Here is a 15271-nt window from a genome sequence, read left to right as displayed (position 1 = left end):
GGATTTGCGTTGCCTGAGCACTGCTTCCTCCTCGATCGGATCTCTGATGCCCACCGTGGCACCACCACCGAGCGGTCAGGCAGTGCAAGCTTTGCCTGGACACACCAATCCCACCCTCCACCACGGCTACCGGCATCTCCCCACCAGTGCATAATGGGTTCATGGACCCAATCGCTGTCCGGCTGGAACTCGCCGCCTTCCTCAAGAACCGCCGGGAGCGACTCGATCCACGGGAACTCGGGCTGCCGCACAACGGCCGGCGCCGCACACCCGGCCTGCGCCGCCAGGAGGTCGCCCAGCTTGCCGGCATGAGCGTGGACTACTACACCCGGCTGGAACAGGCTCGCGACCTGCACCCGTCGGTGGCCGTACTCGACGCGCTGACCCGCGCCCTACGGCTGACTTCGACCGAACGGGATCACCTGCACCGCCTGGCCCGCGCGGTTCCGGCAACACGACGCGCACCCGCGACGGAACTGGTCCGGCCCAGCCTGCTCCGCGTGGTCACCGGCGCCGAACCCAACCCCGCCCTCGTGCTCGGTCGCAGTTACGACGTCCTGGCCTGGAATCGGACGGCCGCCGCGCTGATCGCCGATTTCGACAGCATCCCGCCGGCTCGGCGCAACATGGCCCGGCTGTTCTTCCTGGAAACCGGGATGCGAACCAGGTACGCGGAGTGGGAGCACGTGGCGCGCGACACGGTCGCGTTCGTGCGTTCCGCCGCAGCCCGCTATCCGGACGACCCCGCGATGGCCGGCCTGATTGCGGAACTGCTGGCCGAGAGCGCCGACTTCCGCCGGTTGTGGCCACGCCTCGACGTACAGGAAAGAACGGTAGGAACCAAACGGTTCGTGCATCCGCAAGTCGGCCCGGTCGTGCTCGACTACGAGACCCTCGCGGTACCCGAATCGGACCTGACACTGATCGTGTACAGCGCGCCAGTGGACTCGCCCGGCCAGGCCGCCATCGAACTTCTCGGCGCCCTCTCCAGCGTCCGCTGAGCTGCCTGACGTCCACTACGGGGCGCCTGAGGCGTCTCCAGAAGGCACAACGACGTGTCGCCGGAACGTGCGGCGACAAGGACCCGCGCCGTCCGATCTCCGCATGGCCCCAGAGCGCGGCCGGTCACCTAAGGCGACGGCCCGGCCGAGCGGGTCGGGCCGTCCCAGTCGGCCGCGTATCCGGCTTCCCGCCTCGCGCGCCACGATGCCCAACCCACAAATGGGTTGCAAGACCCAGAAAACTGCGGTACAAATGGGTTGAGCAACCCAGAAGCGGCGGGCTACCCGAACCAGGAAGCCGGCGCCGAAAGTCGAGGAGAAACAATGGCCGGCAACGACACGAAGGCTCTGGTCCTCGGCGGCGGTGGTGTTGCGGGAATCGCCTGGGAGACAGGGATTCTCGCCGGACTCGCGGATGCGGGTATCGATGTGACCCACCCGGACCTCGTGGTCGGGACGTCTGCCGGCGCGACCGTTGCGGCGCAGGTCACCGGCTCGAAGTCACTCACCATCCTGTACGAGGATCAGATCAACGGCACAGGGGCGCCGGAGCCTGCGATCCACGACGTCGACCCGGTCGCGCTCATGGCCGAGGTCCGCGAAATTCTGGGCAGTGGCGACGAGCCGCAGGTCATTCGTCAGCGCATCGGTGCCATGTCGCTGGCACAGGATCGCGTTCCGGAAGCTGAGCGCCGTGCGATCATCGAGGCCCGGCTCCCCGATCACGCATGGCCGGCACAAAACCTCGCCATCACGGCCATCGACGCGGAGTCCGGCGACTTCGTGGTTCTCACCAACGAGTCGGACGTGAAACTGGTCGATGCGGTCGCCGCGAGCTGCTCGATTCCCCGGGTGTGGCCGGCGGTCACGATCGGTGGCCGTCGTCTCTTCGACGGCGGCATGCGCAGTGGGACGAACGCTGACGTCGCGAAGGACTACGGCAAGGTGCTCGTCCTCGACGTGATCGGCCTTCCGGAGACGCGCGATGTGGAGCCGGTCGCCGCGCCACTGTTCACCATCAAGCCAGATGAGGCCTCGGAGGCCGGCATGAAGAACCTGCTCGACCCGAACTCCCGCGCAATCTGCGCGCGGGCCGGATACGAACAGGCTCAGAACATCGCGGCAGAGGTCAAAGCCTTCTGGCTCTGATCGGCACCAGATCCGACAATTGAGCGCGGCTGGTCCGCCTCCCGACATGACCATAGTAGGGAAACCATGAAGATCTTCATGACGGGCGCAACCGGTTACATCGGTAGTGTCGTCGCCGAAAAGCTGCTGCAGGCTGGACACCAGGTCGAGGGGCTCGCACGCTCTGATGCCTCTGCGCAAGTCTTGAAGAAGCTGGGTGTCGAGCCTCGCCTCGGTAGCCTGAGTGACACCGAGCTCCTGACCGACGCCGCTCGCAACGCCGACGGAGTTGTTCAGGGTGCTTTCGATCTCCGCGGCGATTTCGGGTCGGCCAGCACGGACGAAGCGAGAGCTGTCGACGCTCTGATCGCCGGCCTGCAAGGCAGCGGCAAACCACTCGTCTACACCAGCGGTACGGGCGGCCTGGGAGACACCGGCGATATCGTCTTCGACGAGGAAACTCCGATTGCTGAACCGGAATCCCCTGTCGTCAAGGCGCTTCAGATGCGTTTCGCCACCGAGAAGGCTGTGACCGGTGCAGCCGGCATCCGTGGCATCGCGCTGCGGCCACCGAACGTCTACGGGCGCGGGGGCGGGCAATCGGTCCTCTGGCTGATCGGGCTGGCAGGCCAGAAGTTGGGCGCCGTACCCTATCCGGTGGGCGCGGGTGACAACCTTTGGTCGCTGGTCCATGTCGACGACCTGGCCGACCTGTTTGTGCTTGCTGTCGAAAAGGCACCCGCCGGCGAGTTGTTCCACACTGCTACACAAAGCGGTCTTCGCACTGCGGATATTGCCGCCGCGATCAGCCATGGCGTGGGGCTCGGCGGAAAGACCGTCGCTCTCGAGCGGGCCGACCTCGCCGACGCTCTCGGCGCTCCCCCGCTGGCAGACTACTGGTCCATCAACAGCCAGATTTCTGGCGACAAGCCGCGTCGAGTGCTGGGGTGGAATCCCCGACGCCCCGACGCCCTCGGCGAGCTGGCGCGACCGTCGAACTGACCACAGGAGTGCGGCTTCCAACTGGAGTCGAAAGCGGTGTGGATGACGCCGTCGGCCCCTCGGGCGGCATCGGTGAGGCTGCCGATGCCGTCGAGGTCACCACGTCGGGGCTCGATGCCCTGCGCCGCCAGGGTTTCGACGGAGGCTTCGGAGCGGGCGAGTCCCGCGACCTGGTGCCCTGCCTGCCGCAGCTTTTCAGCGATGACGCTACCGATGTAGCCATGACCAGTGTGGATTCCGGTCCTGCTACGGGGTGTTGTCACCTAAACGCCGAGCCAACTCGGTACGCGACCGGACCGACAGCTTGCGATAGATCCTGGTCAGGTGCGCTTCGACGGTCTTCACCGACATGAAGAGCGCGGCGGCCACCTCATGGTTGGACTGTCCGGCGGCGACCAGTTCCGCCACCCGGCCCTCGTTCTCGGTCAGCTCGGTGCCGGAGTGGTGCAGGCCGGCTCTGGCCAGCTCAAGCTCGGCTCGTTCGACCCAGCGGGGGAAGTCCAGCCGGGTGAAGTCTTTCGAGGCCGCGGTCAAGGTGTCGGCTGAGTTCCGTTTGTAGCCGGCCCGGCGGTAGACCTGGCCGAGCGCGAGACGTGATCGGGTTGCTTCGAACGGAGATTCGATGCCGTTGAGGGCGACGATGCGTTCCAGCGACTGGAGCGCCACGTCGACGTCTCCGGTGGCGGCGCGGCGGAGCGCCTCGCAACGGTCGGCTGCGACCGTGGCCTCCGGGCGGCCCGCCGCGCCTTGCCGGCGGAGGAACTGCACCGCTCGTTCCACCTCGTCGAGCGCGCCGACCTGCAGGGCGGCGTCCGCGTAGTCGACTGCCCAGAGCACCTGCTCGAGGTCCACCATGTGGGTGCGATCGAACACGGCTGCGACTTCCCGCAGCGCGAGGAGGGCGGCCTGCCACTCCCTGGCCGAGGTTTCCACGAAGCCACGAACGGCCAGGAAAGAGCTGAGCCAGTACGTCGATTCGATCGCGCGCGACTCCTCGACGGCCGCCTCGACCACCTTTCGGGCGAGGTCCAGATCGCCGGTGTACGCCGCGACGACGCCTCGGGCCAGCGGCTCCTGAAAGGCCGACAGAGACCAGGCGCCGACCCGATCCGCCTCGTCCAGGGCGGCGCGTGCTTCGGGAATGCGGGAAGCCCGGGTCAGGTACAGGATGAGGGCGATGTAGAGCTGCGTCAGATCGCCGTAGCGACCGGCTTCGAGAGCGGAGCGGATCTCCCGTCGTACCGGAGCTTCGGCTTCTGGATCATCCCAGGACGCGAAGAAGGCCCGGGTCCAGGCGAGAACCCCGCCGGGAAGATCAGGTGCCGACGCCACCAGTTCGTCGATCTCAGCGAGTGTCCGCACGGCATCCCCGGACGCCCAGTGTCGTTCGACGGTGAGGCGTCCGTAGAGCGCCCGCAGAAGGGCGAAATCCTGATGGCGTGCGCGAGCGTCAGCCACTGCGGCCTGAGTCAGCCGCAGCGCTTCCGGACCGTTGCCTTCCAGACGATGCAGCGCGCCGAGCAGGTTGATGAGTTCGTTGCGCACCTCGGTCCCGGGCGGGGCGAGGGCCAGCCCCTGTTCGGCGAGCGACCGGGCGCCGGGCATGCGACGCGTGAGGTCGATACGGCGGCGGATGGCCTCGGCACGCGCCTTCGGATCGGTGGCCAGCGGGTCGAGTTCGGCGAGGGCGGCCAGAGCTGCTTCGGTGTCTCCGGCAAGGGTGTACGTGTCCACGACCCGCAGCCAGCGTGTGAATCGGTCGGCCGCGGCTCCGGCGGCCGGCGTGGCCCGCGCCGCCGACTCGAGGAGTTCACCGGCGAGCTGGAGCGCTCCGCGGCCGGCCGAGATGTCTGCCGCGCGCTCGATCTCATCGGCGACCGCCAGGTCAGGCTTGACGGTGGAGCGAGCGCGGTGGAGCGCCCGCTCCACCGGGTCGTCGAGGGAGTCGGCGAGCAGCTGGTGGGCGTGGCGGCGTTCGGCCGGGGTCGCTGCTTCGTAGATGGCGGAGGCGAGTAGCGGGTGGGTGAACGCGACCCGCTGTTCCGGGCCGACCCTCGCGACATCGGTGTCCGCGGCCGCCTCGAGGGCCGCTACGACGCGGTCAGGTCCGACGAACTCGTCGAGCTGCTCGACGCTGAGCCGCCCAGCCGCCGAGACGAGCAGGAGTACCGCTTGCGCCGCGGCCGGAAGCAGCGAGACCTTCTCCCCCAGCACGTCTGTCAGGCTCGGCGGCACCGGGAACACCGGGTCGTGACCTTCGCGGGCGCTCCACCGCCAGCGCGAGACATCCGACCGCATCGCCTGCGCGATCATGAGCGCCAAGAAGGGATTGCCGTCACTGGTCCGGGCGACGGCGGCGCTGACCGACTGCGTCCACGCCGCTCCGAAATTCCGGTGCAGAAGCTGCGTGATCGCCGGTTCGTCCAGCGGCGGAAGCTCGACATCACGCCGTGGCTCGGGCAGGGTGCGGACGAGATCGCTCCGAAGAGCCTCGGGACGGATTCCGACCAGCACGCTGAGGCGCTCCGGAGCAACGGCGAGGCGCCGTAGCGCGAACGCCAGACCGCTGGCCGTGGCACCGTCGAGCCACTGGGCGTCGTCCAGGATCACGGTGAGTGGTCCGGCTTCGCAGAGGCCGGTCAACAGGCTGCGGATCGCCAGTGGCACCGCAAGCGGATCCAGCACGCGGCCGTCCGGCTCGAGAAGTTGCAACGCGATCGACAGCGCGCGGCGCTGAGGTGCGGGCAGGCCATCCGACATGCCGGGAGGGCATTGGGCCAGCAGGTCGGCCAGCCCGGCGAAGGGTAAAGCCTGGTCGAACTGCGTCGGCGTGATGGTCAGCACACGACGACCGGCGCGCTGGGCGATCTGACCGGCCGCTCTGAGCAGGCTGCTCTTGCCGACGCCCGGTTCGCCGGAGACGACGACCTGTCCGCCCGTCGCACTAGCCTCCAAGAGGACCCTGAAAGCCGTCTCGCGCCCGAAAAGCCCGAATCCTTCGGCTGTCGTCGTGGGCAACGCAGCTCCTCCGCCCACGCCCGCAGGGTCCGCTCGAGGGATTTCCCCGACGCCTCGGCAGGCAGTTCATTCCTAACGTTATGGCGTCCGTTCGAGCAAATCCTAGGAGCAAGCAATGAGTGAGACCCGGCCAACGGTGGTTCTGACCCACGGCGGCTTCGTCGACGGTTCCGGCTGGCGAGGCGTGTACGACCGCCTCCGTGCGATGGGCCACGACGTCCGCATCGTCCAGAACCCGACCCTCACCCTCAACGGCGACGTCGACGCCGTCAAGCAGGTCCTCGACGACATCGACGGCCCGGCCATCCTGGTCGGCCACTCCTACGGCGGGGTGGTCATCACCGAGGCCGGCAACGACCCCAGGGTGACCGGCCTGGTCTACATCACAGCGTTCGCGGCCGACAAGGGCGAATCCGTGCTCGCCCTCGTCGCCAATCCGGCTCCGGGTGCTCCGGTCCCGCCGATCCTGCCTCCGCGCGAGGGCTTCCTGCTCCTCGACCGCGACAAGTTCGCGGCTTCCTTCGCCGGTGACCTGCCGGCCGACGAGGCCGCGTTCATGGCCGACTCGCAGGTGCCCTGGGGGCTCGACGCCGCCGACGGTGCCGTGACCGAAGCCGCCTGGCAGACCAAGCCGAGCTGGTACCTCGTCGCCGCCGACGACAAGATGATCCCGCCCGCAGCCCAGCGGCAGATGGCCCAGCGAGCCGGCGCCACCGTGCGCGAGGTCGAAGCCAGCCACGCCGTCTACGTCTCCCAGCCGCAGGCCGTCGCCGACCTCATCCACACCGCAGTGGAAGCCCGGTAGACACCGAGGTCGCCCGTCGTGTTCCTCGACCCGTTGCGGTGGCTGACGCCCGGAACAGCAGCCGGCGTCCATGACCCGGCCGCTACCCGGTATCGGCTCGCATTCTGATCAGCTGTGCGCTGCTCGCCGCGCGCCCGCCATGGCGGAGGAGCCCAGGTCGGACTTGGGCACCGATTGGCCGGCGGCTACCGCCCCCGACCAGCTCGTGACATCGGTGACGGCGGCGAAGTTCGAGTGGAACAGCGTCATCAACGTGGTGTGGACGGTCTTGGCGTCGACGAAGCCGGCGTCGTTGGCGATGCTGATGGCGCCCGTGGCGTCGGACAGGACCTCCGCCTCGAGGCCGTGTGTCGCCGCTTCGGCGGCGGAGGCGAGCACACAGTTGTTCGTCATGAAGCCGACGAAGGTGACCGTGTCGATCTCGCGGTCCTGGAGCCAGCCGGCCAGGTCGGTGCCGGCGAACACCGAGCCGAACTGCTTCACCACGGACTTCCACTCACCCGTACGGCGGCTCTCGACCTCCGGGTGCAACCGGAAGCCGGGCGCGGAGGGATCGAAGACGGGCGCACCCTCGCCCATCGTGTGCTGGACCGCGACGATCGGGATACCGGCGCCGGTGGCCGCGTCGATCGCCCGCACGATCTGGGGAAGAGACGCCGTGAGGGGCGGGTACTGAATCTCCAGGGGGCCACCGAAGTAGTCCTGCTGCACGTCGATGACGATCAGGGCGCGGCGCGGGGTGGTCATGGGATGTGCTCCTCGGTTGTCGAATGCCGCACGTGGGTGAGCGGTGTCTTCAGTTTGAAGGGCCGCGACGTCATCGACCATTGGCACGAGTGCAGCGTTACGATGAGATTGTGCCAAGTGCCCTCCGCATAGCGGTCTACGCGTTCGACGGCGTCACGATGTTTCACCTCTCCGTTCCCCAGCTCGTCTTCGAAGAGGTGGCACGACAAGGCCTGGGCGACTGGCACACAGTCTTGTTCTCCGACCGCGCCGGGGCGGTGCGAACGGCCGAGGGCTATACCGTCGGTGGAGTGCAGGGGCCCGCGGCCGCCGGGAAAGCGGACGTCGTGGTCGTCCCGTCCTGGCATGAAGACGGCCGCGAACCTGATCCTGTGCTGCTGCGCACCTTGAGCCGGGCACACGCCCGCGGCGCCACGATCGCCGGCCTGTGTCTCGGGGCGATCGCCGTCGCGGACGCCGGCCTGCTGGCCGGGCGCGCGGCCGTGACCCACTGGCAGGCCGTCGACCTGCTGGCCGCGCGCCACCCCGACATCGAGGTGGATCCCGCCGTGCTCTACATCGATCACGGTGACGTACTGACCTCGGCCGGAACGGCCTCGGCGATCGATGCGTGTTTGCACCTGGTCCGCGCCCGGCTGGGCGCCGCGGCCGCCAACAGGGTGGCCCGCAACCTGGTGGTGGCCCCACACCGCGACGGAGGCCAGGCCCAGTTCATCGAACGTCCGCTGCCGGCCCACACCTCCGACGAATCGATCGGCGCCACGCTCCAGTGGGCCTTGCGGCACCTGGCGGAGCCCCTGACGGTCGAGCGGCTCGCCGCCGTCGCCCATATGAGCCGGCGCACCTTCATCCGTGCTTTCCAGACGTCCACCGGGATCAGCCCGGCCCTGTGGGTCAAACGGCACCGCCTCGACGAATCCCGCCGGCTGCTGGAGTCGACCGACCTGCCGATCGACCGGGTCGCCGCCCTGTGCGGCTTCGGCAGCGGCGTCACCCTGCGGCAGAGCTTCGCCGCGGCGTTCGGCACCTCCCCCTCGGACTATCGCCGGCGATTCGACGCTCGGTCAAGGGTGTGAGTGTGGTGCGTCAGCTGTCGATGGGTTCGGATCAGCGCCGGCCGCCGGCTCCAGCCGCCCGGTCTGGCGTCGGCTCAGGAGACCGACCGCGCAAGATCGATCAGGGCTGCGCTCGTCTCGGCGGGGCGCTCCTGCTGAATCCAATGTCCCGCATCGGTCAGCATCGTGTAGGAGGTCAGGTTGGTGACCGCCGCCCTCATCACCTGACGCAGCACCGCGGGGTCGTACCAGTTGACTACCGGATCTCGGTCGCCACCGATGAACATCGCCGGCGCGGTGATCAGGTGGCCGGCCCAGGAAGTGGTCAGCTCCCAGTTGCGGGTGATGTTGCGATACCAGTTGAGAGATCCGGTGAAGCCGCGTTCGGCGAAAGGAAAGCCACATCCGGCGGAACATCCTGGCCGTGTCGCTTTCGAACTCCCGCTCCGCGACACCCGGCTCCTGGAAGTACAGCTGATAGAAGTTGTCGCCGTAGGCGGCCCGAACAGCGTCCAGGGGGTCGACCGGTGTGCGCGGCGAGAACGGAACGCTCAGCGAGGCGACGCCCCGGACCAGATCGGGCCGGCATTGCGCGACACCCCAGGCCACCGGTGACCCCCAGTCGTGGCCGGCCACCACCGCGTCCGATGCGCCGAGCCCGTTGATCAGCCCGACCGCGTCGCCGATCACGTGGTGGATCGTGTAGTCGTCGACCGACGGCGGCTGTTCCGTCCGCGGATAGCCGCGCTGGTCCGGAGCCACCGCATGAAATCCGGCCTCGGCCAGTGCGACGATCTGATGCCGATACGAGTACGACGTCTCCGGGAACCCGTGCAGCATCAGTACGAGGGGACCTGTACCGGCCTCGAGCATGTGCATGCGGATGCCGTTGACCTCGAGGAACCTATGCTCGATATCGATCACAGCCTCTTTCTATCGCGGTCCTCGAGGCCGCCGCCAACCGGGCGGCCGAAGGAGGAACCATCGGACCCCGCGATGTGCCCATAGGTCACCGGCCGCCACGACAGAGTTGCGGAACCCCTGACGTTCGATCTCTGACGGCCTGCGACGTGCAGCTGGTCAAATGAGGCCGGCACGAACCGCATAAGCCACCGCCTGCGGGCGGTTGCGCAGTTCGAGCCGGCACGTCATGCCGTACAGGACCTTCTTGACTGTCCGCTCGGAGTAATTCAGTTCCCGGGCGACCTCGGCGGTGTCGTAGCCGTCCGCCACCAGACGCAGCACGTCGATCTCGCGCGACGTCAGCCCGGAGAGGCTCAGCCCGTTGGGGGCCAGCACCTCGCGCTGCAGCCGCTCGGTCTGCCTGAGCAGTTCGCCGACGAGGTTCGGCGGCATCACGCCTCCACCCGCGACGGCGGTCTTGACACTGGAGACGAGCAGATCGGCAGTGACCGTCCGCCGAGGGAGGATGGCCACCACCCGGCACTCCACCGCGAGGAGCAGCTCCGTCTCCCGGAGTTCTCCGACCACCAGGACGACCGGCAATCCAGTCTCGTCGGCCGACCGTCGCAGCCTGGCCACTGCCTCCACAGTGAGTCGATCGGCGCCCATGACCAGGACCTGCGCCAGATCGGCGCTGTCGCCCATGATGACCACGACCTCCGGGCCGGCTTCCAGGAAGCGGACCAGACCGGCGTGACTCAGCGGGTCGGTGCTCTGAACGGCCACTCGAAGACGTTCCACAGCCGTTCCTCCGGTCGGTCGCTGAGTGAGGCGACCTACAGACTCGCGGCTGAGACGTCTCCCGACGACCACCCATCGACCGATCTCCGGGATCCGCCGATGCTACGAAAGTTCCATTGTTCACGCGCCCTGGCGCCAGGAGGGAGTCATCGGCAGCTCGTCGTGGCCGTCCGGGTGGGGCTTGACCGCCAGGATCTGGTTGACGCCGAGCCGGTCGGTCTCGAACGCCAGAGCGGACCCGGCCATGTAGAGCCGCCACACGCGGGCGCGCCCGGCGCCGACCAGCCTGACGGCCTCGTCCCAGTTGGCCTCGAGGTTACGGACCCAGGCGCGCAGGGTGAGCGCATAGTGGGGCCGCAGCGCTTGGACGTCGCGGACCTCGAACCCGGCGGCCTCGATCAAGGAGACCCACGACCTGGCCATGATGCGGCTCGTCCAGGCTGGAGCGATCCCGATCAACTGGCTCGCCGTCGGCTCGGAGATCATGCACGGCTGGGTCGACCAGCCGAAGGCGCCCGCCTACGCGGAGGTCATCTACCAGCACCTTCCCTCGTGGAAGCACCTGAACAACCACACGACGTCCATCAAGAAGTTCGCAGCTCAGTAAGCGGACTCAGCACGGCGCGAGGTGGCCGACGGATCGTCGTCGGCCGCCTCGCCGGCGACTGACGCTCGACCTCATGGAGCGGCCCTGTCGATGGCCGCGGTGACGGTGCAGGCGATCGCTTCGGTGGCGGCTTCGGCCCCCGAGCTCTCCTGCTCGATCTTCTTGGCGCGGGCGATCAGGGAAGCGGCCCAGGGAATCCCGGGGCCGAACTGCGGAAGCGTTCCGCTGCCCGACAGCAGCGCCGTGAGAGCAGCCAGTCGTGGTTGCGGTTCCACACCTTCGACAAGCACTGCCCGTACGTCGGAGAGCAGCGCGGCCCGGCGCCCGGTTCCGCCGTCCTCCAGAACCTCCACCTCCACCAGGCCGAGCGCTGTGCGGCTGGATCGCCGGATGTCCCCGCGGGCGACGAGCCGGTCAAGCACCAGGCCGCGCAAGGCCGGCCCGATCGCGGCGAGGGCAGCCTGAAGTCCCCTGGGTCCGGCCGCGAGGTAGTCCCAGGCCGACCGCAGGATGTCGTCCGCCGGCGGTCGATGCGCGACGGCCTCCACCCTGATCGCCCCATTCCGGCCGGGCAGGGTCCGCACATTCCGGCCGAGCCCGAGATCAGCGAGCACCGCCCCCGCAAGGACGGCGGAAAGGGTGCTCTCACCGGCCACGACTTCCGTGTCCGGCGTCGACGATTCCGGCTGGAACAGGAGCAGCAGGAGGTCTTCGGCCAGGATCGCGGGGCCGGGCGTGGGTGCGTGGGTTCGCTCAGCCACCGTGCTTGCCTTGCGCGAGCCCGCGGATGCCCGAACCGGCCGGCGGGTCGAGCCGGACCGGCACGCGGGTGCCCAGGATGGTCGCGATGTCGTTGCGGGCCCGGCTCAACCGCTCGATCTCCGATGCGAGGCCGGCGTCGACCTGCTTCAGGACGTCCGGCGCGGCCTCACCGTCCACGCAGATCTCGCGGATCTGCGAAAGCGGAACGCCGAGCTCGGACAGATGCCGGATGCGCATCAGCCGGATGAGGTCGAGCACTCCGTACTGCTTGTATCCGTTGTATCGACGCGTGGGCTGATCGAGTAGGGCGATCCGGTGATAGTGCCGGATCGCGTTGACTGTCGTGCCGGCGAGCTCCGCGAGTTCCCGAGTGCTCCAGGCCACGTCGGCTCCTCCCCCCTGGTAACGCTGTGGCTCCACGCTGACATCGGCCCGGCGAGGTTCGCGTCGGTGAAACACCCTTACGTGTCGACGCCTGACGGGGCGCGTGGTCGCCGGACGCCTCGGTGATGGATCAAGGCGCGGCTCCGGTTGACTCACACAGTGTTCTTGGCACAGGGTTACACCCGATACGCTCGCTTCTTTTAAGTACCGCGCGGTACCTAAAGGCTCGATCGCGAACGTCTTCTATCACTACGGTTGGGCTTCCTGTCCGGATGGATGAGGTGTCCGGAGTCGGACGGGAGCGGAGCTGGTGGACCTGCTGGGCCGCCGCAAGGAGCGCGAAGCGATCGAACAGCTGCTGGTTCGGGCGAAGTCCGGGCACAGCGGAGCCGTCGTGGTGCGCGGCGAGGCCGGCATCGGCAAGACCGCGCTGCTGGGTCAGGCCCGCGACATCGCGGGCGGGTCGGGGTTCCGGGTGGAGACCGCGGTCGGGGTGGAATCCGAGACAAACTTCGCCTTCGCCGGCCTGCATCAACTGTGCGGGCCGTTGCTGGACCGCGCCCGGGTGCTGCCCGCACCTCAGCAGGCCGCGCTCGGTGTCGCGTTCGGGCGGCAGACCGGCGCGAAGCCGGACCGCCTTCTGGTCGGGCTGGCGACTCTCAGCCTGCTGGCCGAGGTGGCCGAGGAGGGGCCGCTGCTGTGCCTGATCGACGACGCGCAGTGGCTGGACGAGGCGTCCGCCCAGGTCCTGGCCATGGTGGCGCGCCGGGTGGCGGCCGAACGGCTGGCGTTGGTGTTCGCGTTGCGAGACCCTGGTGAAGCCGACGTCCGGGTGTTCGACGGGTTGCCTGAGGTGCGCCTGGAGGGGCTCTCCGACGCAGACTCGCGGGCGCTGCTGACCGGTGCGGTCCCGGCTCCTCTTGACGACGGAGTACGCGAGCGCATCCTGGCCGAGGCGCAAGGCAACCCTCTGGCGCTGCTGGAACTGCCCCGGAGCGCACAACCGGGCCGGCTGGCCGGCGGGTTCGAGCTACCCGACGTGATGAGCGTTCCGCGCCGCGTCGAGGACAGCTTCCAGCGCCGATCGGGCAGCCTGCCGGCCGAGAGTCAACTGCAGCTTCTGATCGCGGCGACGGAGCCGACCGGCGACGTGGCGCTGCTGTGGCGTGCGGGCGAGAAGCTGGGCATCGCGCGGGAGGCGACCGCACCCGCGGAGACCGCCGGGCTGCTGGAGATCGGCACACGGGTGCGGTTCCGCCATCCGCTGGTGCGGTCGGCGGTCTATCGGGCGGCCTCGCCACCGGATCGCCGCCGCGCGCATGGGGCGCTGGCCGCCGCCATCGATCCTCTCGTCGATCCTGACCGGCAGGTGTGGCACCGCGCGCAGGCGGTGCTGGGCTCCGACGAGGAGGTCGCCGCGGGCCTGGAGCGTTCGGCCGGCCGGGCGCGTGCTCGTGGCGGGTCGGCGGCCGCGGCGGCCTTCCTCCAGCGGGCGATGGAGCTCACACCCCATCCGGCCGACCGGGCCAGGCGCGCGCTGGAGGCCGCGGATGCCAAGCAGGAGGCGGGCGCGTCCGAGGCCGCCCTGGAACTGCTGGAGGTGGCGGCGGCCGGGCCGCTGGACGCCCGGCAACGCGGCCGGCTGCAACTGTCACGCGCCCGGATCGCCTTCTACCTGACCCGAGGCAGTGACGTGCCGGGGATGCTGCTGGATGCGGCCAGGACACTCGGCCCGCTGGACGCCGCGCTCGCCCGCGAGACCTACCTGCACGCGTTCGATGCGGCGATCATCATCGGCGATGTCGACCAGGAACGGGGCGTACGGGAGGTTGCCCAGAGCGCCAAGGCCGCGCCCGCCCCGCCCGGGCCGCCCAGGCCGGCCGACATGTTGCTCGATGCGCTGGTGACTGCGTTCATCGAGGGGTACGAAGCCGGCATGCCCCAACTGCGCCGCGCGGTGAAGGCCTTCCTCGACCAGCCGGCGCAGGGATTGGCCGACGATCAGCGGTGGCTCTGGCTGGTCAGCCGGATCGCGCTGGCGCTGTTCGACGACGAGTCGGTCCTGGCGCTGGCCGAAAGCAACGTCCGGCTCGCCCGCGAAGCGGGCGTGCTCGCCGTGCTGCCGGCCGCGCTGCTCTTCCAGTCCGTCGTGCTGGTGTTCGCCGGCGAGATCGAGCACGCCGGCGAGCTGGCCGCCGAGGAAGTCGGCATCACGCAGGCGACCGGCGGCGTACATCTGCTGCACGCCCAGCTCGTGCTGGCCGGATGGCGCGGCCGCGAGGCCGAGACCACCCAGCTGTATGCGGCAAGCGTCGAACAGGCGACCGCCCGGGGCGAGGGCACCGCAGTGACGATGGCCCAGTACGCCCTGACGGTGCTGCACAACGGCCTGGGCAACTACCCCGCCGCCATGGACGCCGCGAGCAGCGCGGCCAGAACCGACGAGACACTGTTCAGCAATCTCACCTTGCCCGAACTCATCGAGGCGGCCTCCCGCGCGGGTGAGCCGGAGCGCGCGACCGCCGCCGTGGGGCTGCTCACCGAGCGGGCCCGGGCCAGTGGCAGCCCGTGGGCGCTCGGCCTGGCGGCACGCTCGCAAGCGTTGACCAGCACCGGCCCGGCCGCCGACCAGCACTATCGCGAGGCGATCGCCTGGCTGCAGGCCAGCCGGATGGCCGGGCATCTCGCCCGCACCCACCTGGTCTACGGCGAGTGGCTGCGCCGTGAGGGCCGGCGTCTGGACGCCCGCGAACAGCTTCGCACCGCGCACGAGCTGCTGTCGGGCATGGGGCTGGAGGCGTTCGCCGCCCGCGCCGCCCGGGAGCTGCGGGCCACCGGCGAGCACCCCCGTAAACGGACGACGTCGACGGCCGACACCCTCACGGACCACGAGCTGCACATCGCGCGGCTGGTCGCCACCGGCGCGACCTCGCAGGAGGTGGGCGCACAGCTGTTCCTGAGCCCGCGCACGATCGAAGCCCACCTGCGCAACATCTTCCGCAAGCTCGGCATCACCTCCCGCCGGCAGCTCAAGGAACTGCGCCTGCGCTGAGCGGGT

The 15271-nt window shown here is 69.2% G+C and carries 15 protein-coding genes; 7 read left to right on the top strand and 8 right to left on the bottom strand.

The annotated features are described in order from the left end of the window. Positions 1–161 precede the first annotated feature (161 nt). The 3 genes from HJC40_RS43795 (at position 162) to HJC40_RS43785 (ending at position 3131) form a co-directional block, all read left to right on the top strand. Positions 162–1001 carry a helix-turn-helix transcriptional regulator gene (locus HJC40_RS43795; RefSeq protein WP_250009774.1) on the top strand — a complete coding sequence of 280 codons (840 nt, stop codon included), beginning with the start codon at positions 162–164 and terminating at the stop codon, positions 999–1001. A 324-nt stretch (positions 1002–1325) separates the two neighbouring features. Beyond that, positions 1326–2150 (top strand): patatin-like phospholipase family protein, encoded by an 825-nt coding sequence (locus tag HJC40_RS43790; protein ID WP_250009772.1) that lies wholly within the window; start codon positions 1326–1328, stop codon positions 2148–2150. A gap of 66 nt (positions 2151–2216) precedes the next feature. Then, positions 2217–3131, top strand: a complete 915-nt coding sequence (locus tag HJC40_RS43785; protein WP_250009771.1) for an NAD-dependent epimerase/dehydratase family protein — start codon at positions 2217–2219, stop codon at positions 3129–3131. Here the strand turns inward: HJC40_RS43785 and HJC40_RS46825 are convergent. Further along, on the bottom strand, positions 3023–3394 hold the full coding sequence (locus HJC40_RS46825; RefSeq protein WP_374273676.1) for an NAD(P)H-binding protein: 372 nt from the start codon (positions 3392–3394) through the stop codon (positions 3023–3025). The two genes, HJC40_RS43785 and HJC40_RS46825, sit on opposite strands and share 109 nt — an antisense overlap. Next, entirely contained in the window at positions 3378–6149 is a 2772-nt protein-coding gene (locus tag HJC40_RS43780; RefSeq protein WP_250009770.1) for an AAA family ATPase, read from the bottom strand. Before HJC40_RS43780 ends, HJC40_RS46825 begins: the two co-directional genes overlap by 17 nt. A gap of 115 nt (positions 6150–6264) precedes the next feature. Here HJC40_RS43780 and HJC40_RS43775 point away from each other — a divergent pair, with 115 nt between their 5' ends. Then, a complete protein-coding gene (locus HJC40_RS43775; RefSeq protein WP_250009769.1) occupies positions 6265–6954 on the top strand; it encodes an alpha/beta fold hydrolase in 690 nt (229 codons plus the stop codon). A 108-nt stretch (positions 6955–7062) separates the two neighbouring features. On the opposite strand, the gene HJC40_RS43770 is transcribed toward HJC40_RS43775, so the two are convergent. Continuing rightward, entirely contained in the window at positions 7063–7701 is a 639-nt protein-coding gene (locus HJC40_RS43770) for an isochorismatase family protein (RefSeq protein ID WP_250009768.1), read from the bottom strand. 110 nt (positions 7702–7811) lie between these two features. Here HJC40_RS43770 and HJC40_RS43765 point away from each other — a divergent pair, with 110 nt between their 5' ends. Next, positions 7812–8777, top strand: coding sequence for a GlxA family transcriptional regulator (locus tag HJC40_RS43765; RefSeq protein ID WP_250009766.1), 966 nt, complete (start codon positions 7812–7814; stop codon positions 8775–8777). On the opposite strand, the gene HJC40_RS43760 is transcribed toward HJC40_RS43765, so the two are convergent. From HJC40_RS43760 to HJC40_RS43750, 3 genes are all read right to left on the bottom strand, one after another. Beyond that, the gene (locus HJC40_RS43760) at positions 8766–9680 is read right to left on the bottom strand and encodes an alpha/beta hydrolase (RefSeq protein WP_250009765.1); all 915 of its coding nucleotides are present in this window, start codon (positions 9678–9680) and stop codon (positions 8766–8768) included. The two genes, HJC40_RS43765 and HJC40_RS43760, sit on opposite strands and share 12 nt — an antisense overlap. 156 nt (positions 9681–9836) lie before the next feature. Further along, entirely contained in the window at positions 9837–10460 is a 624-nt protein-coding gene (locus HJC40_RS43755) for a response regulator transcription factor (RefSeq protein WP_250009764.1), read from the bottom strand. Between the two features lie 120 nt (positions 10461–10580). Beyond that, positions 10581–10883, bottom strand: a complete 303-nt coding sequence (locus HJC40_RS43750; protein ID WP_250009763.1) for a class I SAM-dependent methyltransferase — start codon at positions 10881–10883, stop codon at positions 10581–10583. On the opposite strand from HJC40_RS43750, the gene HJC40_RS43745 reads away from it, so the two are divergent. After that, positions 10882–11067, top strand: a complete 186-nt coding sequence (locus tag HJC40_RS43745) for a hypothetical protein (RefSeq protein ID WP_250009762.1) — start codon at positions 10882–10884, stop codon at positions 11065–11067. The two genes, HJC40_RS43750 and HJC40_RS43745, sit on opposite strands and share 2 nt — an antisense overlap. Positions 11068–11138: 71 nt before the next feature. Here HJC40_RS43745 and HJC40_RS43740 read toward each other — a convergent pair whose 3' ends face one another. Further along, positions 11139–11828, bottom strand: coding sequence for a GPP34 family phosphoprotein (locus HJC40_RS43740; protein WP_250009761.1), 690 nt, complete (start codon positions 11826–11828; stop codon positions 11139–11141). Continuing rightward, complete coding sequence (locus tag HJC40_RS43735) at positions 11821–12213, bottom strand: MerR family transcriptional regulator (protein WP_250009759.1); 393 nt, start codon at positions 12211–12213, stop codon at positions 11821–11823. Before HJC40_RS43735 ends, HJC40_RS43740 begins: the two co-directional genes overlap by 8 nt. A 310-nt stretch (positions 12214–12523) precedes the next feature. On the opposite strand from HJC40_RS43735, the gene HJC40_RS43730 reads away from it, so the two are divergent. Beyond that, positions 12524–15265: a LuxR family transcriptional regulator gene (locus HJC40_RS43730; RefSeq protein WP_250009758.1), complete on the top strand. Its 2742-nt coding sequence runs from the start codon at positions 12524–12526 to the stop codon at positions 15263–15265. Positions 15266–15271 lie beyond the last annotated feature (6 nt).

The organism is Actinoplanes sp. M2I2 (assembly GCF_023544445.1).
Classification (GTDB): Bacteria; Actinomycetota; Actinomycetes; order Mycobacteriales; family Micromonosporaceae; genus Actinoplanes.
Note: the sequence above shows the minus strand (reverse complement) of the source record. Positions and strands in the feature narration are given on the sequence as shown.